Here is a 16,810-nt window from a genome sequence, read left to right on the forward strand (position 1 = left end):
AGGCACCTGCCTGCCCGGCGTGGTCTCGTGACCACCACGCTAGGATGAGCGGGTCATGTCCCTCCCCCTGATCGTGAGCGCCGGTGAAGCCCTGACTGACCTCGTGACCGCCGGCGGCAACGCCTGGCACGCCCACCCGGGCGGCGCCGGCTGGAACGTCGCGCGGGCCTGCGCGTCCCTGGGTGTGCCCAGCGCCTTTGCAGGCGCGGTCGGGCAGGACAACTTCGGAGATGACCTGCTGCGCGCGTCGCAGGACGCCGGGCTGGACCTTCGCTTCCTGCAACGCGTGCCCGCCCTGACCCTGATGGCCGTCGTGTACTCCGCCAACCCGCCCGCCTACCGCTTCCTGGGGGAGAACAGCGCGGACCTGCACTTCGACCCGGCCCTGTTGCCCGAGGGCTGGCTGGGCGCGGCCCGCTGGCTGCACGTAGGCGGCATCAGCCTGAGCCGCTGGCCGCTGGCGGACACGCTGCTGGGCCTGATCGACCAGGCCCGCGCGGCGGGCGTGCGCGTCAGCTTCGATCCGAACGCCCGCATCACGCACCGGCACCCGGACTACCCGGCGGTGTTCGAGCGGGTCGCGCGCCGCGCGGACCTGATGAAGTTCAGTGACGAGGACCTGGCGTTCTTCTTCCCCGGTCAGTCCGAGGCGGACGTGCTGCGCCGCCTGCGCGGCCTGAACGCGAAGGCGCCGATCGTGATCACGCGCGGCGCGCAGGGCGCGAGCCTGTACCACAGCGCGGGCCGCGCCGATCTGCCGGCCGCGCCCGTGCAGGTCGTGGATACGGTTGGCGCTGGGGACGCGCTGTGCGCGGGTCTGCTGGCCAGCGCCGCCGAGCGCCCGGACGCCCTGTGGACCGAGCACCTGCGCGTAGGCCTGAACGCTGCCGCTGCCGCGTGCGCGCATGCGGGCGCGTACGCCCCGACCCGCCAGGACATCGGGTGGACCGTGGACTGAGGCCTGGGCTTCACGCGCAGGCGGCTCCGGGGGGCACACCCGGAGCCGCCTGCTGACGCCCCGACGTCAGGAGTTCGCGCGCCGGTTACACCACGAGGTGCGCTTCGTCGTGTTCGGCCATCATGCGCAAGAAGGCCTCGACGTACTGCGGGTCGAACTGGTGCCCAGCCTGCGTGCGGATCTCGTTCACGGCGCGGTCGCGGGTCCAGGCGGGCTTGTAGGGGCGGGCGTTCGTGAGCGCGTCGAACACGTCCACGATGGTGAACAGGCGGGCGGTGTCGGGAATGTTCTGCCCGCGCAGGCCGCTGGGGTACCCGGTGCCGTCCCAGCGTTCATGGTGGTAGCGCACGAGGTCCAGGGTCTCGGCGGGCAGGAAGTGTAGGTCCTGCAGCATGTCGTACCCGATGATCGTGTGCGTCTGGATGACGCGCCGCTCGTCGACGCTCAGGGTGTCGCGTTTGTGCAGCACCGCGTCGGGAATGGCGAGTTTACCCAGGTCGTGCAGGTATGCACCCCAGCGCAGCGCCTTGACCTGATCCTCGTCCCAGCCCAGGCGCCGCGCGAGGCGGACACTCATGGTGACCACGCGGTTGGTGTGCCCGCCCGTGTCGTCGTCCCGGTGTTCGAGGGCCGCGCCCAGCGAGCGCAGCGTCAGGTCGTTCGCGTCGCGCAGGTCGCGGATGGCGCTCCACTGTCCCAGCTGGGAGCCCAGCAGGCGCGCGAAGGACGCCACGACCGCTTTTTCCTCCTCGTCGAAGGGTTCGTGCGTGCGGGTCAGGATCAGCATGCCCAGGTGGCTGGTGGCGCGGCCGTAGACGGGCGCCACGTGAAAATGCTGCCGCTGGGCTTTTTTCAGCAGCGCCAGGGCCTCCTCGGCCACCCAGTGGTCGGCCTGGACGCTGCGGCTGTCACTGGTGCTGGGGTGAATGGGCCGCTCCAGGAAGGACTCGAAGGCGCCCTTGGCGGCCAGGATGTGCGGGGTGCCCTGGCGGTAGGCGACGAAGGCGAGGTTCGGGGCGACCTGCAGTTTATCTAGGATGCCGATGCCCGCGCGGATGATGGCGTCCGCGTCGCGGGCGTCCGCGAGGCGTTCGCTGCCCGCGTGGAGCGCCGCGATGGTGTTGCGCTGCCAGTGCAGCTGCCGCGCCGCCTGCTGTTCCTGAAGGATGCGGAAGCCCAGACCGCCCAGGGTGAGCAGCGCCGCAATGAGATCCAGCGGTCCCAGCGTGGGGCCCGGCACGATCAGGGACAGAACGAAGGCCAGCGCGAAGCTGATCAGCGGGAGCAGGCGGGTCTGTCCGGGCGCTCCGACGGTCGCGGCGGCCATCAAGAGGGCGGCGCCGGCCATCAGGGCCACGTGGTGCTGCCACGCCGCGTAGAGGAGCAGCGCGCCAGCACCAGTCAGGACCATCGGGGACCAGATGGTGGAGCGGGTCACCAAGTCAGCATAGCACCGGGATTAAGGCCGCCTCAGACGCGGCCGGGCCTGTCCCCCAGTGTGGTGTGCACTCAGGCGGGTTGCAGCTGAATCTGGCGGTTGCGGGCGTCCACGTGAACCACGTGCGGCTCCAGGCGGCGCGCCTCTTCATCGCTGAAGTGCCCATACGCCGCGATGATCACTAGGTCGCCCGGGTGCATCAGGTGGGCGGCGGCGCCGTTGATGCCGATCACGCCGCTGCCGCGCGGGCCGCTCAGGGCGTAGGTGCTCAGGCGGTTGCCGTTGGTGATGTTGTAGATGTCCACGCGCTCGTTCACGAGAATATCCGCCGCGTCGAGCAGGTCCTGGTCGATGGTGACACTGCCCACGTAGTCGAGATCCGCCTGCGTGACGGTGGCGCGGTGAATCTTGGCCCTGAACATGATGCGTTCCACGAGCGGCCATTGTACGCGGTGCCGGGCCGCGCACCGGGCGGCGGGACACGGTCGGGCGCTGCGCGCCTACTCGGGCAGGGTGCCGTCCACGAACACGGTCTTCTGGTCGGTGTAGTGCACCTGCCCGGCGGGCGCGCCACGCGGCTTCCAGACGTGCTTGATGCGGGTGTAGTCCACGGGGACGTTGCTGCTGCCGCGCGCCTTGCTGTTCGCAGCGGCCAGCCGCGCCGCGTACAGGATGTCGGGCAGGTCCAGTTCGCGCCCGCCGCTGCGCACCAGCACGTGACTGCCGGGGTAGCCCTGCGCGTGAAACCACCAGTCCATGCTGCGCCCGACGCGGTGCGTGAGGGTAGCGTTCTCCTTGTTGTTGCGGCCCACCAGCGCCTCCAGACCGCTGGGCGTGGTGAAGCGGGTGCCGTAGGGGCTCTTCTCCGGGCGTTCCTGCTGCACCTGGGCACTCAGGGCCTCCAGTTCGGGCAGGTCGGCGGTGTCCAGGGCCTGCACGCGAGCCTCAGCTTCGGCCAGCTCGGCGCGCAGGGGGTCCTCCCGCTCGGCGAGGCGCAGGTACACCTCCTCGCGGCGGCGGGCGCGGGCGTAGCGTTTCTCGGCGTTCTGCACGGCACTCAGCTGCGGTTCGAGGCTGATGGGCTGCTCGCCGCTGCCATCGAAGGCGGGCAACAGGACGCTGCTGGCCCCGGTCGGCACGGTGTGCGCGTAGGCCATCAGCAGGTCCGCGTCCTGACGGTCATGGGCGGCGTCCGCGAGGCCCGCCTCAGCGCGGGTGACGTCCGCCAGCTGGTTGCGCAGCAGGGTCACGCGTTTGTCTAGCGGTTCCCGCAGCGCCTTGCGCAGCGTGGCGGCCTTCTCGCTGCGGGCGGCCTCTCGGGCGCCGTCCTGCATGACGCCCTCACTGACGGTCGGGTCCGCCACCAGCGACTGCACGGCCTCTAGGGCGTGGGGCCACGCGTCGCCCGGCGCCTCCCCGGGGGCCAGGGCGGCGCGCCGGGCCAGTTCCGCGCTCAGCAGGGGGCCCAGGCCGTCCAGCTGCTCGCGCCAGCGGCCGATGGGCACGTGCCGCAGCGCCTGCGCCTCTTCCGGGATCAGGTGGCGCGGGTCGAGCTTCTCGTACGGCGGCGGGGGCGTGTACCGTCCCCCGGTGCGGATGGTGCGGAACCGGTTGCGGCTCCCGGTGATCTCGCGCGCGGCCATCACGATGCGGCCCTCGAATCCCTCTCCTTGATCCAGGACGAGCAGGTTGGCGTTGCGGCCCGTCACCTCGAACAGCAGCCGCGTGGGCGCCTGATCCACGAAGCCGGTCTCGCCCGCGAAGTGCAGCGCGATCACGCGGTCCAGTTTCAGCTGCTCGGCGCGCAGCAGGTCGCCCCGCACCCGCGCGGCCAGAAAGCGCTGGAAGGGACTGCGGGGGTCGCCGCGCAGCCGCTCGCGGGACAGGAACACCACGGGTTGCGGCGGTCGGTATGCGAGCACCAGGTTCGTCTGCCCGCCCAGGCGCGGCCCGTCGAGCAGGAGTGCGGCGGTCGTCTCGTCCGGGAACACCCAGCCCAGCGTGCGCAGGGGCAGCTGGCCGGTCAGGTCGCGCAGCACGCGCGCCAGCATCAGGCCTTCCACGGGCGGCCTCCGGGGTGGGGGTGGGCGGTCATCCGGGCATGCTAGCGCGAAGGGGCCACGTCCCGGCCCGCAGGCGGAACGTGGCCCCTTCCGGGAAGCGGTTTCTTTACCAGAAGTTGCCGATGCGGAAGTAGAACTTGCCCGTGCCGGTCTGGGGGCTGAAGCCGTAATCGAAGCGCAGGCTGGGCAGCAGCGCCCCGCCAATCCCGAGGTTCAGCTGCGCGCCGGCCCCGAAGCCGTACTTCAGGCTGGGGTCCGTGTTGGTGCCGCCGCCCCAGGCGGTGCCCGCGTCGGCGAACAGCACGCCGTACAGGCCCTGCGCGATCCCGGCTTTCAGGCCGAAGTCGTAGCGGTACTCGGCGCTGGTGGTGAAGTAGTTCGTGCCGAACAGTTCGCCGTCTTTCAGGCCGCGCAGCTGGTAGGGCGTGGCGACGCTGCCGCCACCGATGGCGTACCCGGTCCCGGCGGGCGCCGTATCGAGGCCCAGGACGGTCCCGGCGTTGGCGCGCACGGCGAACACCTGCTGCTTGTTGCTGACGCCCAGGTCCTTGTCGATGGTGCGCCCAAAGCCGTAGTAGGTGCTGGCCCCGCCGTTCAGGGTCGTCCAGCGCAGGGGGTCATCACCCTGACGGCCGAAGCTGTACGCGGCGCCCACGCTGGCGCGCACGCCACGGTCGGGGAATTCGCTGCTGGTGGTGCTGTCGTAGTTCAGGCCGCTGGACAGGCGCGTGGTCAGGTTGGTGTCGGGCAGCAGGGCCTGCGCTTCCGCCTGCGTGAAGGTGCGGGTCTGCTCGTTGCCGCTGGCGTCCTTGTACGTGACGGTGTTCTTGTCGCTGCTCTGGAGGGCTTCGAGGTAGTACGTCTTGTAGCTGACGCCCACGCCCACGCTGCCGGTCAGGTTTCTGGCGAGGTTGCGTCCGGCACTGACGCTGAAGCTGGTGTCGCGGGTGGTGTAGTCCCAGCCGGTGTCGGTCCTGGCGGGGGTGTCCGTGTCCTTCGTGAACAGGGCGTTGTTGCCGTACACGTTGGTGCCCGCGCCGAAGCTGAGGCTGGTGGGCGTCTTGCGGAAGTCCAGGAAGTCGATATCCAGCCAGGGAATGGTGTAGCTGGCGTTCGCGACGAGGTTCTGCCCGGCCTCGTTCTGCTGGCCGCCCAGGCTGGCGGTCAGGTTGTGGCCCAGGCCGAAGACGTTGTTGTTCGAGTACCCGGCGTCCCCGGCGAAGCCGCCGTTGAACTGGTCGTAGCTCAGGCCCAGGTTGACCGGGATGCCACTCTTGGTCTCGGCCACGCCAAGCACGTACGTGATGCTCTCGGGGTTCTGCGGGTCGGCGCGGACCGTCTCAGTCGTGACGCGCACGAAGCCCAGGCGGGCGATGCGGCCGATCGCGGCGTTCAGGTCGTTGCGGTTGAAGGCCGTGCCGGGGGCGGGCAGTTCACGCGTGATGACGCGGTCCTTGGTGTTGTGCGCGCCCTGCCACTGCAGTTCGTACCCGGCGACTTTCACCTCGCGGACGGTGTAGGTGAGGGTGCCGTCTTTGAAGCTGATGGCGTCGCGGGTGCTGATTTCATAGCCCTGTTTGCGGTACGCGTCGCGCAGCGCCAGGAAGTCCTGCTGCGCCAGCTGCGGGGAGTACACGTCGCCGACCTTGGTTTTCAGGGCGGCCTGGAGGGTCGCGGTGGGGATCAGGGTGTTGCCCTGGATGGCGACGGCCTTCACCGGGCCGGTTTCCACGCCGGAGGAGCCGAACATCACGGTGACCTGCGCGGGGTTCTGCGGGTCGGCCTGGATGGCGAAGCCCACGGGTTTGCCGGTCTGGTTGGAGAGCGTGCGGACGTCCGCCTGGAGGCTGCTCAGCTTGACGGGCTGGCCGGCGGTGGTCAGCAGGGTGACGGTGGGGTTGCCGAGGTCGTCGAGGTTCACGGCGCTCACGCGGCCCTCGATGACCTTGACCTTCAGGACGCCGCCTTCGAGGGTGCTGCTCTGCACGTCCACGCCCGCCTGGATGTACCCGGCGTCGTCGTAGGCCTGCTGAAGCTGCTGCACGGCGCCGTAGTACACGTCAGGCGTAAAGCGTTTGGCGTCGTAGAGGGGTTTGAAGATGGTGGTGACCTGGCTGGCCGGGAGCAGCGTGACGCCCTGGACTTCCACGCGCGTGACGGGCGCAGTTTCGTCCACAACGAAGTTCACGGTGACGCTGCCGTCCGTTTCGGTTTTCACGTTGGCGCTGATGCTGGGCGCGAACGGGTAGCCTTCCTGCTGGAAGTTCTCCGCCAGGGCGGTCTTGGCTTCCTCGATGCGCTGGTTGTTCAGCGTGGCGCCGGGGGCGATGTTCAGGAGGTCCGCGACGCTCTTCTTGAAGCCCTCGGCCGGCAGGAAGCTCAGGCCCGTGATGGTCACGGCCTTGATGGTCGGATTGGGGGTGACGGTGATGACCAGGGTGTCCTTGCCGCCCACGGTGCGCAGTTCGGCCACGGCGGTCTTGAAGTAGCCGCTGCTCAGGACCTCCTGCTCGACCTGACGGAGGTTCACGGCCGAGAGGGGGGTGCCGGTCTGGGTGCTGAGGGTGGCGCGGACGAAATTGGCCAGCAGGTCGCTGGTGCCGACCACGGTCACGTCCTGCACGGTGCCCGCGGTCTGGGCGACGGCGGGCGCGGCAAGAAGGACGGTCACGGCGAGCGTCAGGGGGTGTCGCATGCTTCTCCTAGTGTCGCACACCCCTGGACGTCGCCCCCGGCCGCTGGTGCTGGCGGGGGCGTTGGGTGCGCGCATCGCTGCTCACAGTTGCGGGGCGCAGCCTGAGAAGGGTGAAGATTGCGTGCGGGTCGCTGATGATCCGTGTGCGGCGTGCCCGGCGGGCCTCCTGCCGGGGCCACGCGCGCCATGAGTGCGGTCTGAGTGACGTGAGACGACCGCTTGAGTGCCCGGGCCGCGCTGGGTGAGAATGCACGGGTGAACGCATTCAGTCAGCGGGTGAGGCGCGCGCGCGCCGGGATTCACCCATGAGTCTTCCGGAGGTGCTGGCAGGCATCCGGGCGGCGGAACAGGCGGCGGGACGCCCGCAGGGCAGCGCGCGGCTGGTGGCCGTCACGAAGGGACAGCCGCTGGAGGCCATCGAGCGGTGCGTGCTGAGTCACGGGACGTTCCCGCTGGGTGAGGGCCGCGCGCAGGAACTGCGGGACAAGTCCACGCTGCGCCCGGACCTGGAGTGGCATTTCATCGGGTCTTTGCAGCGCAACAAGGTGAAGTACCTGCGCCACGTGAGCCTGGTGCACTCGATCGAGGCGGCGTGGCAGGCGCAGGCGATCGCGCAGGCCGCGCAGGGCTGGGGGCGCGCGCCGGACGTGCTGCTGCAACTCCACAACGGCGAGGCGCAGAAGCACGGCCTCGGGCCGGATGAGCTGCGGGGCGCGCTGCGGGAGGTGCAGGCAACCGGGCTTACCGTGCGGGGCCTGATGGTCATGGCGCCCGACCTGGATGACGTGCCGGACGCCGAGCGGGACGCGCGGCTGTCGGCCCTGTTTGCGGACACGGCGCGGCGCGCGCATGATCTGGGTCTGTCAGAGTTGAGCATGGGCATGAGCGGGGATTACCCGCTGGCCGTCGCGGCTGGAGCCACCCTCGTCCGGGTGGGAAGGAGTCTGTTCACGTGAAATTCACCCCCCTTGATGTGCGGCACCAGGAATTTCCCACCCGGATGGGCGGGTATGAACGCAGCGGCGTGCGGGCCTTCCTGCACGACCTCGCTGACGATCTGGAAGTGCAGTTGCAGCAGCATCAGGCGACCCTGGAACGCGTCGCGGCGCTGGAGAAGGAACTGGAAGCGCAGCGGCAGCAGGAAGACGAGATCCGCCGGGCCGTAATCGCCGCCGAGCGCATCTCGCACGAGCTGCGGGAGAACGCGGCGCGCGAGGCGGACCTGATGGTCGCGCAGGCCACGACCGAACGTGACGGCCTGATGCGCGAGGTCGAGTCGCGCCGCACCGAACTTGAAGCCGGGCATCAGGCCCGCCTGGCGGCCCTGGACGCGGCGTTCCGGGGGCGATTCGCGGACCTGGAACGCGACCATCACACCCTGACCCTGGAGCGGGAGCGGGCGCAGGCCGAGCGCCTGGCAGACCTGGAGCGGACCTTCAGTGAGCGGCTCGCGGACCTGAACGCGCGGCTCGTGGCAGCCCGGCAGGAGTACGCGCAGTTCCTGAGCGGGTACCGGGCGCTCGTGGCGTCCTTCTCGGAACTCGCCGCCCGGCACGCCCCGCCCGAGGAGTCGCCGTTGCCCGCACCGCGCCTTAGTGCACCAAGCGTGCAGGAGGACCCGGCGGTCAGGTCCGCCGACGCCGGGTCTGACCTCGCCGGGCCTGGGCCGGGCGCGCCGCTGACTGGGCACGCGCTGATCACGCCCGCGAAGGCCGAACCGGAGGAGCGCCCCCTGCGGCTGGAAGCGCAGCAGTTCCTATGAGCGCCCCCACCTCCTCCCTGCCGAGTTTCGCGCTGCCGGTCACGGACCCGGCGTTCGTGCGGGACCCGTACCCGCTGCTGGCGCAGCTGCGTGAGCAGCAGCCGGTGTTCTTCGATCCCGGCATGAGGCGCGTGGTGCTGACCCGGCACGCCGACATCAGCGCTGCTCTGCGTGACCGGCGCTTCGGGCGCAGCGCCCTGCACCGCTTCTCCCGCGACGAGTTGGGCTGGCCGCTGCCGGACCCCCGGCAGGCGAACTTCGATGCGTTCAACAGTAATCACCTGCTGGACAGCGAACCGCCCAAGCACACGCGCCTGCGGTCCCTGGTGCAGCTGGCGTTCACGCCCCGCCGCGTGGAGGCCCTCACCGGGCGGATCGAGGCAATCCTCGAAGCGCAGCTGCGCGACCTGGGCCGGACTGGACCCTTTGATCTGGTGGAAGGCTACGCCGAGCCGCTGCCCGTGACGGTCATCGCGGAACTGCTGGGCGTGCCGCAGGAGCACCGCGCCCAGCTGCGCCCCTGGTCGGCGTCCATCGTGAAGCTGTACGAGCCGGCCCCCACGCCCGCCGATCAGGACGAGGCGGAACGGGCCGTCCTGGACTTCAGCGCGCTGCTGCGGGACCTCGTGGCGCAGCGCCGCGCGCAGCCGCAGGATGACCTGATCACGGCGCTCGTGCAGGCCGAGGAGAACGGCGACCGCCTGACTGAGCAGGAACTCATCGACACCTGCATCCTCCTGCTGAACGCCGGGCACGAGGCCAGCGTGAACGGCCTGACGGCGGGCGTGCTGGCCCTGCAACGCCAGCGGCACCACTGGGACGCCCTGGTGGCGCAGGCGCACGAGCCGGACAGCCTGCCGGCCTTCCGCCGCGCGACCGAGGAACTGCTGCGGTTCGACACGCCCCTGCCGATGTTCGAGCGGATCGTGCTGGAACCCCTGACGCTGCACGGCGCGGACCTGAAACCCGGCGACCGCGTGAGCCTGCTGTACGCCAGCGGGAACCGCGACCCGCAGCGCTTCGACGCGCCGGACGAGCTGCGCCTAGACCGAGACCCAAACCCGCACCTGACGTTCGGACTGGGCATCCACTACTGCCTGGGCGCGCCGCTGGCCCGGCTGGAACTCGCGCTGAGCCTGCGGGCACTGTGCCGCGCCCTGCCGGATCTGCGCCTCGTGAACCCGGGCGAACCGGGGCAGTACACCGGGGGCTTCGTGATCCGGGGGCTGGCGCGGCTGGACGTGCAGGCCGGTTGACCCCCACCGGCCCGCGCGCGGCGGAGATCGCGGCGCACTGGCCGGTCGGGGCAGTCCGGGCGGTGCGCCCGCTGGGCGGCGGGAGCATCAACGCCGCCTGGCGCGTGCAGGCGGCGTCGGGGGCGTTCCACCTGCGGGTGTACCGTGATCCCCGCCGCGAACGGGCCGAGGTCGAACACCGCGCCGTGCGGCTGGCCCGCACCTGCGGGGTACCCACGAGACGTGCTCGTCATGCGTGGGGGCGGCACGCTGGCCCGGCTGGGGGACCGCTGGGGGGCGCTGTTCGAGGTAGTAGTACCCGGCGCCACGGTGCCGCGTCACGCGTTGAGCCCGGAGCACGCGGCGGGTCTGGGGGCGCTCCTGGCCGCGTTCCACACGCGGCTGCCGGGCGCGGTGCCGTTCGAGGTGCCGCCGCTGGTCCCTGCGGCGGGCGTGGCAGTGACGCTGGACCGCCTGCGGGTCATCGAGACGGCGATCCTGGCTCTCCCCCACCCGGACGCCACAGACGGCTGGGCGCTGGACCGCACCCGGCAGCGCCTCGCACACCTGCGGACCTCGCCGCTGCCGGAGGACCTGCCCACGCTGCCCCTGCGCTTCGTGCACGGCGATTTCCACGACGGGAACGTCTTCTTCCAGGCTGGTGTGCCCGCTGCGGTGATCGACTGGGAACAGCCGCGCCTCGCGCCCCGCGCATGGGAGGTCGTGCGGGCGCTGCACCTCAGCCTGCGGCTCGACCCGGCGCTCGGCGGGGCGTTCCTGCGCGCCTACCGCGAGCACCTGCCGCTTCCCCCGGAGGAGCTGCGGCTGGGCGCCGACCTGTACGCCGCCCTGCAGGAGCGGAACATGTGGGTCTACGAGAGCGTGTACCTGCGCGGCAATCCCGGCCCCCGGGCGTTCATCCGTCCGCCGCCGTACGTGCCGTTCCCGCAGGCGTGGACGGCGTCGGGGCTGCGGTGAACGCCCACCAGCCGGAGTGCAGGTCGCCGGCGCGGGCCTCGGCGAACGCCTCGTCCGGGCGGCCCAGAGCCAGCAGCGCCAGCACCCGCGCGGGACTGCGGGGGGCACTGCGCTCCAGGGCCTTTGCGGCCGTCCCCTGACCCTTGCGGACGTTCAAGCGCCCCTGGGTGTGCGCCAGGACTGCCAGCAGGTGCGGGTCGGCGCTCTGACCGACAATCTCGGCCACCTTCAGGCCCTCCGCCAGGGTGCGCAGGGCCGCGTACGGGTCGGCCTGCTCCCCCTCGGCGAGGAGGGTCACGGCGGCGATCAGGGCGGCGCTGTCACCCTCCTTTCGGGCCAGGGCACGGGCCTGTGCAGCCAGAATGGGCGCGTCCTGCGCGCCGGTCAGGGCAGCAGCGCGGGCTCGCAGCAACGCCACCCGGGCGCCTACAGGCTCACCGGCCAACTCTGCCATGGCCGGCCCCGACTCGCCCACACGCAGGTGCGCGGCGGCGCGGCGCAGCGGGTCATGACTCCAGGCGAGCGCCGCGCGGGGCGCCCCCCAGTGCAGGGCCAGTGCGGCGGCCTCCTCAGACTGCACGGCGGTCAGGCCTGCCGGGAGGGACAGATCCACCGCGCGGAAAGCGCCGGTGGGCAGGCTCAGGGCGGCGCGCAGGTCATTGAGCAGCGGGTCGGTCACGCCCGCCATTGTGCCAGCCGCTGCCGAATTACGCGCTCAGGGCGAGGTCCAGCCCCAGGAAGCGCCACAGGGAGCGTCTGGGCACGCGCAGCCCGCTGGGGTGCTCAACGGCGCTCAGGCGGCCGTCGCGGATCCAGCGGCGGACGGTGCGTTCGTGCGTGCCGGTGAAGTCGGCCACCTCACTGACCTTCAGGAGTTTGGGCATGTTCTGGTACTGGTTGCTCAGGGTCACGGTCCCTCCTTCAACGCAGCGGGGCCGCCCGCAGGCAGCCCCGTTCAGATTCGATGTCGATGCCAGAAAGCGCGCGGCACGCCAGCAGGAGTCGGACGGGCGCGCCACCTGGCCCGCCGCTCAGACGCGGTTGGGGCAGGAGGATGTGATGCGGCCGTTTCAACTTGCGAGGAAGGTACCACACCACTTATCAGCTCAGCGTCAAAAATGGCGCACCGCCCTTCAGGGGCCCTGAAGGGTGCGTTCAGACTCCGCTGATGCAGTGTGACCCTGCGGGCGCACCAAGGGATGCACTACAGTCAGCCGCGATGAGCGTTCTCTCTCAGCTGTCGGGCACCCTGGTCAACGTCGTGACGGTCCTGCTGGGCACGGCCGTCGGGCTCGCCGTGGGTGGGCGCCTGCCCGAACGGACACAGCGCACCCTGCTGCAGACCCTGAGTCTGATCACGCTGTTCATCGGGCTGGACATGGCCGGCAGCCTCAACCGCGTGCAGGGGGGCGCCGTGCCGGGCGTGATCCTGGCCCTCGTGAGCCTCGCGGCGGGCGCCGTGATCGGTGAGGCGCTGGGCATCGAGGAGAGCCTGGCCCGTCTGGGTGAGACGCTGAAGCGCCGCTTCCGGGGGGGCGGGCGCTTCACGGAGGGGTTCGTGGCGGCCAGTCTGCTGTTCTGCATTGGCCCGATGACCGTGATCGGTGGGCTCCAGAACGGCCTGACCGGCGACAGCGCCACGTACATCCTGAAGGCCACCCTGGACGGCATTGCCGCGCTGGCCCTGGCCGGAGCGTACGGCATCGGGGTGGGCTTCAGTGCCGTGACCGTCCTGATCGTGCAGGGCGGCATCAGCCTGCTGGCGGGCACCTTCGCCGCCGGGCTGCTGGGCGGCGCCGACCCGCAGATCCTCAAGACGAACCCGTACGTGCTGCTGATCACCGGGGCAGGGGGCCTGACGATCATCGGCATCAGCTGGAACCTCATGCTGGCTGGCCTGGGGTTCGAGGATCGCCGCGTGCGGGTCGGCAGTCTCCTTCCCGCGCTGGCGCTGGCCCCGCTGGCCCTGTGGCTGGCGAGGCACCTGAGCTGAAGCGCCCCTCCCCTGCGCCTGATCGCCCGCTGGTGTCACGGACCCAGGCAGAGCAGCCCGGCTCGGCTCTTGCCGTTCAGCGGTTCTGGGCGCGGTTAACCTGCGCCTGCCACCACGCGCGCACCCAGGCGCGAAACGCTGCGTAGTCACCACCCAGCAGGCGGCGGACCTTGCGGTCCTTCTCGGCGTTCATGGCCGCCAGTTTCACGTTGAGGGCGCGGTCCCCGGCGGTATTCAGTGTCCGGGCCGCCTGGGCGTACGCGCTCTCGCTGCCCGCCAGACGCTGAAATTCACGCACCTGCGCGACCGTCAGGTTCAGGGTGCGGATCAGCTGATCCCGGTCCGGGCGTCCGGCGGGTGCCGTGAATACGCGAGTCAGGACCGGAACGCTGGGCCACGGGTCGCCCGCCGCGGTCCGGGCCTCGCCCCCGCCCAGGGTGCTGAGCTGGGCGGTGATCAGCAGGGCAGGCACCGGACGCATGCCCTCAGAGTAGAGGGACCGGGCCAGCTCACGGTGAAACGCGTCCTGATCCGGGCGGCGTCCTGTTCTCATGAACTGCTGAACCGGGCAGGTCAAAGCTTCAGTGTCCTTTGAGAATCCCTTTGGGGACGGTCTTTTATCAGCAACCGGTCAGAACGGCGGGGTACGGTGCGCGTCAACACGAGGAGGCAACATGCTGAAACGAACCCTGATCCTGAGTACCCTTCTTCTGGGCGCCGCCCAGGCCAGCCCCGCCAAGATCACCGCGCAGAGCATTATCGTGAACCCGGTCGAGACGAAACTGAACGTCGAGGTCTGGGTCAACAAGGACGCCAGCGGGAAGGCGAACCCCACGTACCGCAAGGGCGAACCCATCAAGGTGGCGGTGAAGACGAACCAGGACGCGTACGTGTACCTGTTCAACATCAACGCCAACGGCGTCGTGGACCTGTTCTTCCCCAACAACTACGAGGAGAGCAACTTCGTGCAGGGCGGCGTGACGCGCGTCTTCCCGCAGCAGAACGCCAAGTACGGCCTGAACATCGGCGGGCCGAACGGTCAGGACCGCCTGCTGGCGCTGGCCAGCAAGAAGGAACTGGACCTCACGGACATTGCCAAGTTCGCCAAGGACCAAGGCTTCGCACAGGTGACCGTCAAGGGTCAGGAGAACCTGGCGCGGGCGCTGAGCATCGTCGTCAATCCCCTGCCAGCGGACGGCTGGACGACCGACGTCGTGACCTTCAAGGTGGGCGGTCAGCCCGTCGCGAACGTGCCCGCCCCCACCCGCGACACGACCACGGGGACCGTGACCATCACGCCCGGCCAGGCGCAGCAGCCCGCGCCGCAGCCCACCCCGGCCCCACAACAGCCGGCTCCGGCTCAGCCCACACCAGCGCCGCAGCAGCCGACCACGACCATCCAGCCCGGCGAGAAGCAGGGCGGGGACCGCGATCAGGCCATGGTGGACGCCTACGCCCGTCTGAAAGGCGAGGAGAGCCTGGGTCAGGCCACCACCTACGCCACCCCCTGGGGTGACGGTCTGTGGCAGAAATTCAAGGGGGTTGGCGCGTACGGGGACGCCGTCCTGCTGCACGCGAACGGCAGCAGCCGCGCGTACGCGGTGCACGGCATGCTGCTGGAGCGTTACCTGGCGCTCGCCAAGGCCGAGAACGGCACCACCCGCCCGCCCAGCCGCCTGGGCTGGGCCGCTGGTGACGAGAAGGTCATTCCGCAGAACAGCCTGGGCACCAGCGGCCTGTACGGCTTCTTCCAGAATGGCGCGCTGTATGGCACCGAGAAGTACGGCACGTTCTGGCTGAGTGGCAACGTCCTGAAGACCTACCAGGGTCTGGGCGGCAGCGGTTCCTTCCTGGGCTTCCCCACCCGTGACCAGTACACGATCAGCGGTGCGTGGGCGGCGGACTTTGAAGGCGGCACGATCCGCACCGTGAACGGCGTGACGAAGGTGTACCGCAAGTAAGCAGCTGTGCTCAACAGCAGGCCTTCCATGCGCTGGGAGGCCTGCTGTTCATGTCCAAGCGCTTCAGAGCTACGTAGCTCGTCGGCTTCGGGTCAGGCTGACAGCTGACGAGCCTCTCCCGCCTGACCGCACCTGGACTGACGGTGAAGGCCGATGAGGGGGAAAGCGCCTCCATGAGGGCGCCGTTCAGTGGCGGGTCAGCCAGCGCAGGTACCCTGGAAGCACCTCGGAAGAGGTTAATACCACTCACCCCATCAGTGCTGCCGGAGGGACACCCACCACGCCCCCGGCCCACCCCCCTCCCCCGTCCCCGCGGCGCACTGTGCGCGCCGCACCCACGGGGTCCGAATCGGCACCGCCGACCCGAAACAGTCTGCGGAACACCCTCCACTCCAGTTTTCCAGCACCCGGGCCGCCCCTCCACCCAGAGGACGCGGCCCATTCCCATGCCCCAGAAAGAGCGATCAGCTCAGTTTCGCCTTAAACGCCTCGTACCCGAAGGTCTTCACCCGCTCGTACGAGCCGTCCAGACGCAGAATGCCGATGTCCGGGTGCTTCACGCCGTTGAAGAACGTCGTCTTAACCATCGTGTAGTGAATCATGTCATCGAACACCACGCGGTCCCCGATGTTCAGCGGCCGGTCGAACACGTACTCGCCCACCACGTCCCCCGCCAGGCACGTCGTCCCCCCAATCAGGAACGCGTGCCCCGCCGGGGCGTCCACCGCCTCACGGTGATCCTGCTCAGGCGGATCACCCGCACCCAGAATCCTCGGCCGGTACGGCATCTCCAGCACATCCGGCATGTGCGCCGACACGCTGATATCCAGCAGCACGGCATTCTTGACGTTATGAACCACGTCCAGCACGCTGCTGACCAGCCACCCCGTCTGCCAGCCGAAGGCGCTGCCGGGCTCCAGGATCACGTGCACGCCCCACCGCTCACGGAACGCCCGAACCACACGGATCAGACGCGGAATGTCATACCCTTCGCGGGTCATCAGGTGCCCCCCGCCGAAGTTCACCCACTTCACCCTCTCCAGCACGTCCCCGAAGTTGCGTTCCAGCACCTCCAGCGTCCGCTCCAGCGTGTCACTGTCCTTCTCGCACAGCGTATGGAAGTGCAGACCATCCACGCCGTCCATCAGGTCCATCCGGAACTCACGCCGCGTCACGCCCAGCCGCGAGAACGGCCCCGCAGGGTTGTACAGGTCCGTTTCCACCTCGGCGTACTCGGGGTTCACGCGGATGCCCACGTGCAGCGTCCGGCCCGAGGCGCGCGCCGCCTCCACCTGCGGCCTGAACCGCGCCCACTGCGAGAACGAGTTGAACACCAGATGATCCACCAGTTCCAGAATGCGGGGAAAATCCTCATCGCTGTACGCGGGCGCGTACACATGCACCTCGCCCTGCATCTCCTCCTTCGCCAGGATCGTCTCATTCAGGCTGCTCGCAGTGGCGCCCGTGATCCCGTACTCACGCAGCAGCGGGAACGCCGACCACATCGAGAAACCCTTGAACGCCACGATGATCTGCGCGCCACTCTCCCGCTGCACGTACGAGATCAGTTCCAGGTTCCGGCGCAGCCGCGACTCGTCCAGCACGAACGCCGGACTGGGAATCGCCGCCCAGTCCACCGACTCGACCGGCGTCATGGGGCTCAGTTGAAGGTCCTCGGGTAAAGCAGTCACGCCCCACAGCGTAACGGCTCAGGCACAACTCGAAGG

The 16,810-nt window shown here is 69.9% G+C and carries 15 protein-coding genes; 7 read left to right on the plus strand and 8 right to left on the minus strand.

Annotated elements, in window-relative coordinates; genetic code table 11:
* Positions 1-55: 55 nt before the first annotated feature.
* A complete protein-coding gene (locus IEY63_RS04915; RefSeq protein ID WP_189067795.1) occupies positions 56-958 on the plus strand; it encodes a carbohydrate kinase family protein in 903 nt (300 codons plus the stop codon).
* 85 nt (positions 959-1,043) lie between these two features.
* On the opposite strand, the gene IEY63_RS04920 is transcribed toward IEY63_RS04915, so the two are convergent.
* The 4 genes from IEY63_RS04920 to bamA all read right to left on the minus strand — a co-directional run bounded on the left by IEY63_RS04920 (position 1,044) and on the right by bamA (position 7,154).
* Entirely contained in the window at positions 1,044-2,396 is a 1,353-nt protein-coding gene (locus tag IEY63_RS04920; protein WP_229784485.1) for an HD-GYP domain-containing protein, read from the minus strand.
* Positions 2,397-2,467: 71 nt separating this feature from the next.
* Positions 2,468-2,830 (minus strand): aspartate 1-decarboxylase, encoded by a 363-nt coding sequence (gene panD, locus IEY63_RS04925; RefSeq protein ID WP_189067796.1) that lies wholly within the window; start codon positions 2,828-2,830, stop codon positions 2,468-2,470.
* Between the two features lie 66 nt (positions 2,831-2,896).
* Entirely contained in the window at positions 2,897-4,459 is a 1,563-nt protein-coding gene (locus IEY63_RS04930; RefSeq protein WP_189067797.1) for an Rqc2 family fibronectin-binding protein, read from the minus strand.
* Between the two features lie 106 nt (positions 4,460-4,565).
* Positions 4,566-7,154 carry an outer membrane protein assembly factor BamA gene (gene bamA / locus IEY63_RS04935; protein ID WP_189067798.1) on the minus strand — a complete coding sequence of 863 codons (2,589 nt, stop codon included), beginning with the start codon at positions 7,152-7,154 and terminating at the stop codon, positions 4,566-4,568.
* Positions 7,155-7,459: 305 nt separating this feature from the next.
* On the opposite strand from bamA, the gene IEY63_RS04940 reads away from it, so the two are divergent.
* The 4 genes from IEY63_RS04940 (at position 7,460) to IEY63_RS04955 (ending at position 11,129) form a co-directional block, all read left to right on the plus strand.
* Positions 7,460-8,110: a YggS family pyridoxal phosphate-dependent enzyme gene (locus tag IEY63_RS04940; RefSeq protein ID WP_189067799.1), complete on the plus strand. Its 651-nt coding sequence runs from the start codon at positions 7,460-7,462 to the stop codon at positions 8,108-8,110.
* Positions 8,107-8,916, plus strand: coding sequence for a DivIVA domain-containing protein (locus IEY63_RS04945; RefSeq protein WP_189067800.1), 810 nt, complete (start codon positions 8,107-8,109; stop codon positions 8,914-8,916). Before IEY63_RS04940 ends, IEY63_RS04945 begins: the two co-directional genes overlap by 4 nt.
* The gene (locus IEY63_RS04950) at positions 8,913-10,172 is read left to right on the plus strand and encodes a cytochrome P450 (protein WP_189067801.1); all 1,260 of its coding nucleotides are present in this window, start codon (positions 8,913-8,915) and stop codon (positions 10,170-10,172) included. The genes IEY63_RS04945 and IEY63_RS04950 overlap by 4 nt, the downstream gene beginning before the upstream one ends.
* Before the next feature lie 231 nt (positions 10,173-10,403).
* Positions 10,404-11,129 (plus strand): phosphotransferase, encoded by a 726-nt coding sequence (locus IEY63_RS04955; protein ID WP_229784515.1) that lies wholly within the window; start codon positions 10,404-10,406, stop codon positions 11,127-11,129.
* Here IEY63_RS04955 and IEY63_RS04960 read toward each other — a convergent pair.
* Positions 11,068-11,808 (minus strand): hypothetical protein, encoded by a 741-nt coding sequence (locus IEY63_RS04960; protein WP_189067803.1) that lies wholly within the window; start codon positions 11,806-11,808, stop codon positions 11,068-11,070. The two genes, IEY63_RS04955 and IEY63_RS04960, sit on opposite strands and share 62 nt — an antisense overlap.
* 28 nt (positions 11,809-11,836) lie before the next feature.
* Positions 11,837-12,013, minus strand: coding sequence for a helix-turn-helix domain-containing protein (locus tag IEY63_RS04965; RefSeq protein ID WP_157445459.1), 177 nt, complete (start codon positions 12,011-12,013; stop codon positions 11,837-11,839).
* Positions 12,014-12,348: 335 nt separating this feature from the next.
* Between IEY63_RS04965 and IEY63_RS04970 the strand changes: the two genes are divergently transcribed.
* The gene (locus tag IEY63_RS04970; protein ID WP_189067805.1) at positions 12,349-13,122 is read left to right on the plus strand and encodes a DUF554 domain-containing protein; all 774 of its coding nucleotides are present in this window, start codon (positions 12,349-12,351) and stop codon (positions 13,120-13,122) included.
* A gap of 76 nt (positions 13,123-13,198) precedes the next feature.
* Here IEY63_RS04970 and IEY63_RS04975 read toward each other — a convergent pair whose 3' ends face one another.
* Positions 13,199-13,603, minus strand: a complete 405-nt coding sequence (locus IEY63_RS04975) for a hypothetical protein (protein WP_189067806.1) — start codon at positions 13,601-13,603, stop codon at positions 13,199-13,201.
* Positions 13,604-13,796: 193 nt separating this feature from the next.
* Here IEY63_RS04975 and IEY63_RS04980 point away from each other — a divergent pair, with 193 nt between their 5' ends.
* Positions 13,797-15,083: a DUF4384 domain-containing protein gene (locus IEY63_RS04980; RefSeq protein WP_189067807.1), complete on the plus strand. Its 1,287-nt coding sequence runs from the start codon at positions 13,797-13,799 to the stop codon at positions 15,081-15,083.
* Positions 15,084-15,547: 464 nt separating this feature from the next.
* Here the strand turns inward: IEY63_RS04980 and nspC are convergent, their stop codons facing one another.
* Positions 15,548-16,738: a carboxynorspermidine decarboxylase gene (gene nspC / locus IEY63_RS04985; protein ID WP_189068075.1), complete on the minus strand. Its 1,191-nt coding sequence runs from the start codon at positions 16,736-16,738 to the stop codon at positions 15,548-15,550.
* Positions 16,739-16,810 lie beyond the last annotated feature (72 nt).

The organism is Deinococcus radiotolerans (assembly GCF_014647435.1).
GTDB lineage: Bacteria > Deinococcota > Deinococci > Deinococcales > Deinococcaceae > Deinococcus > Deinococcus radiotolerans.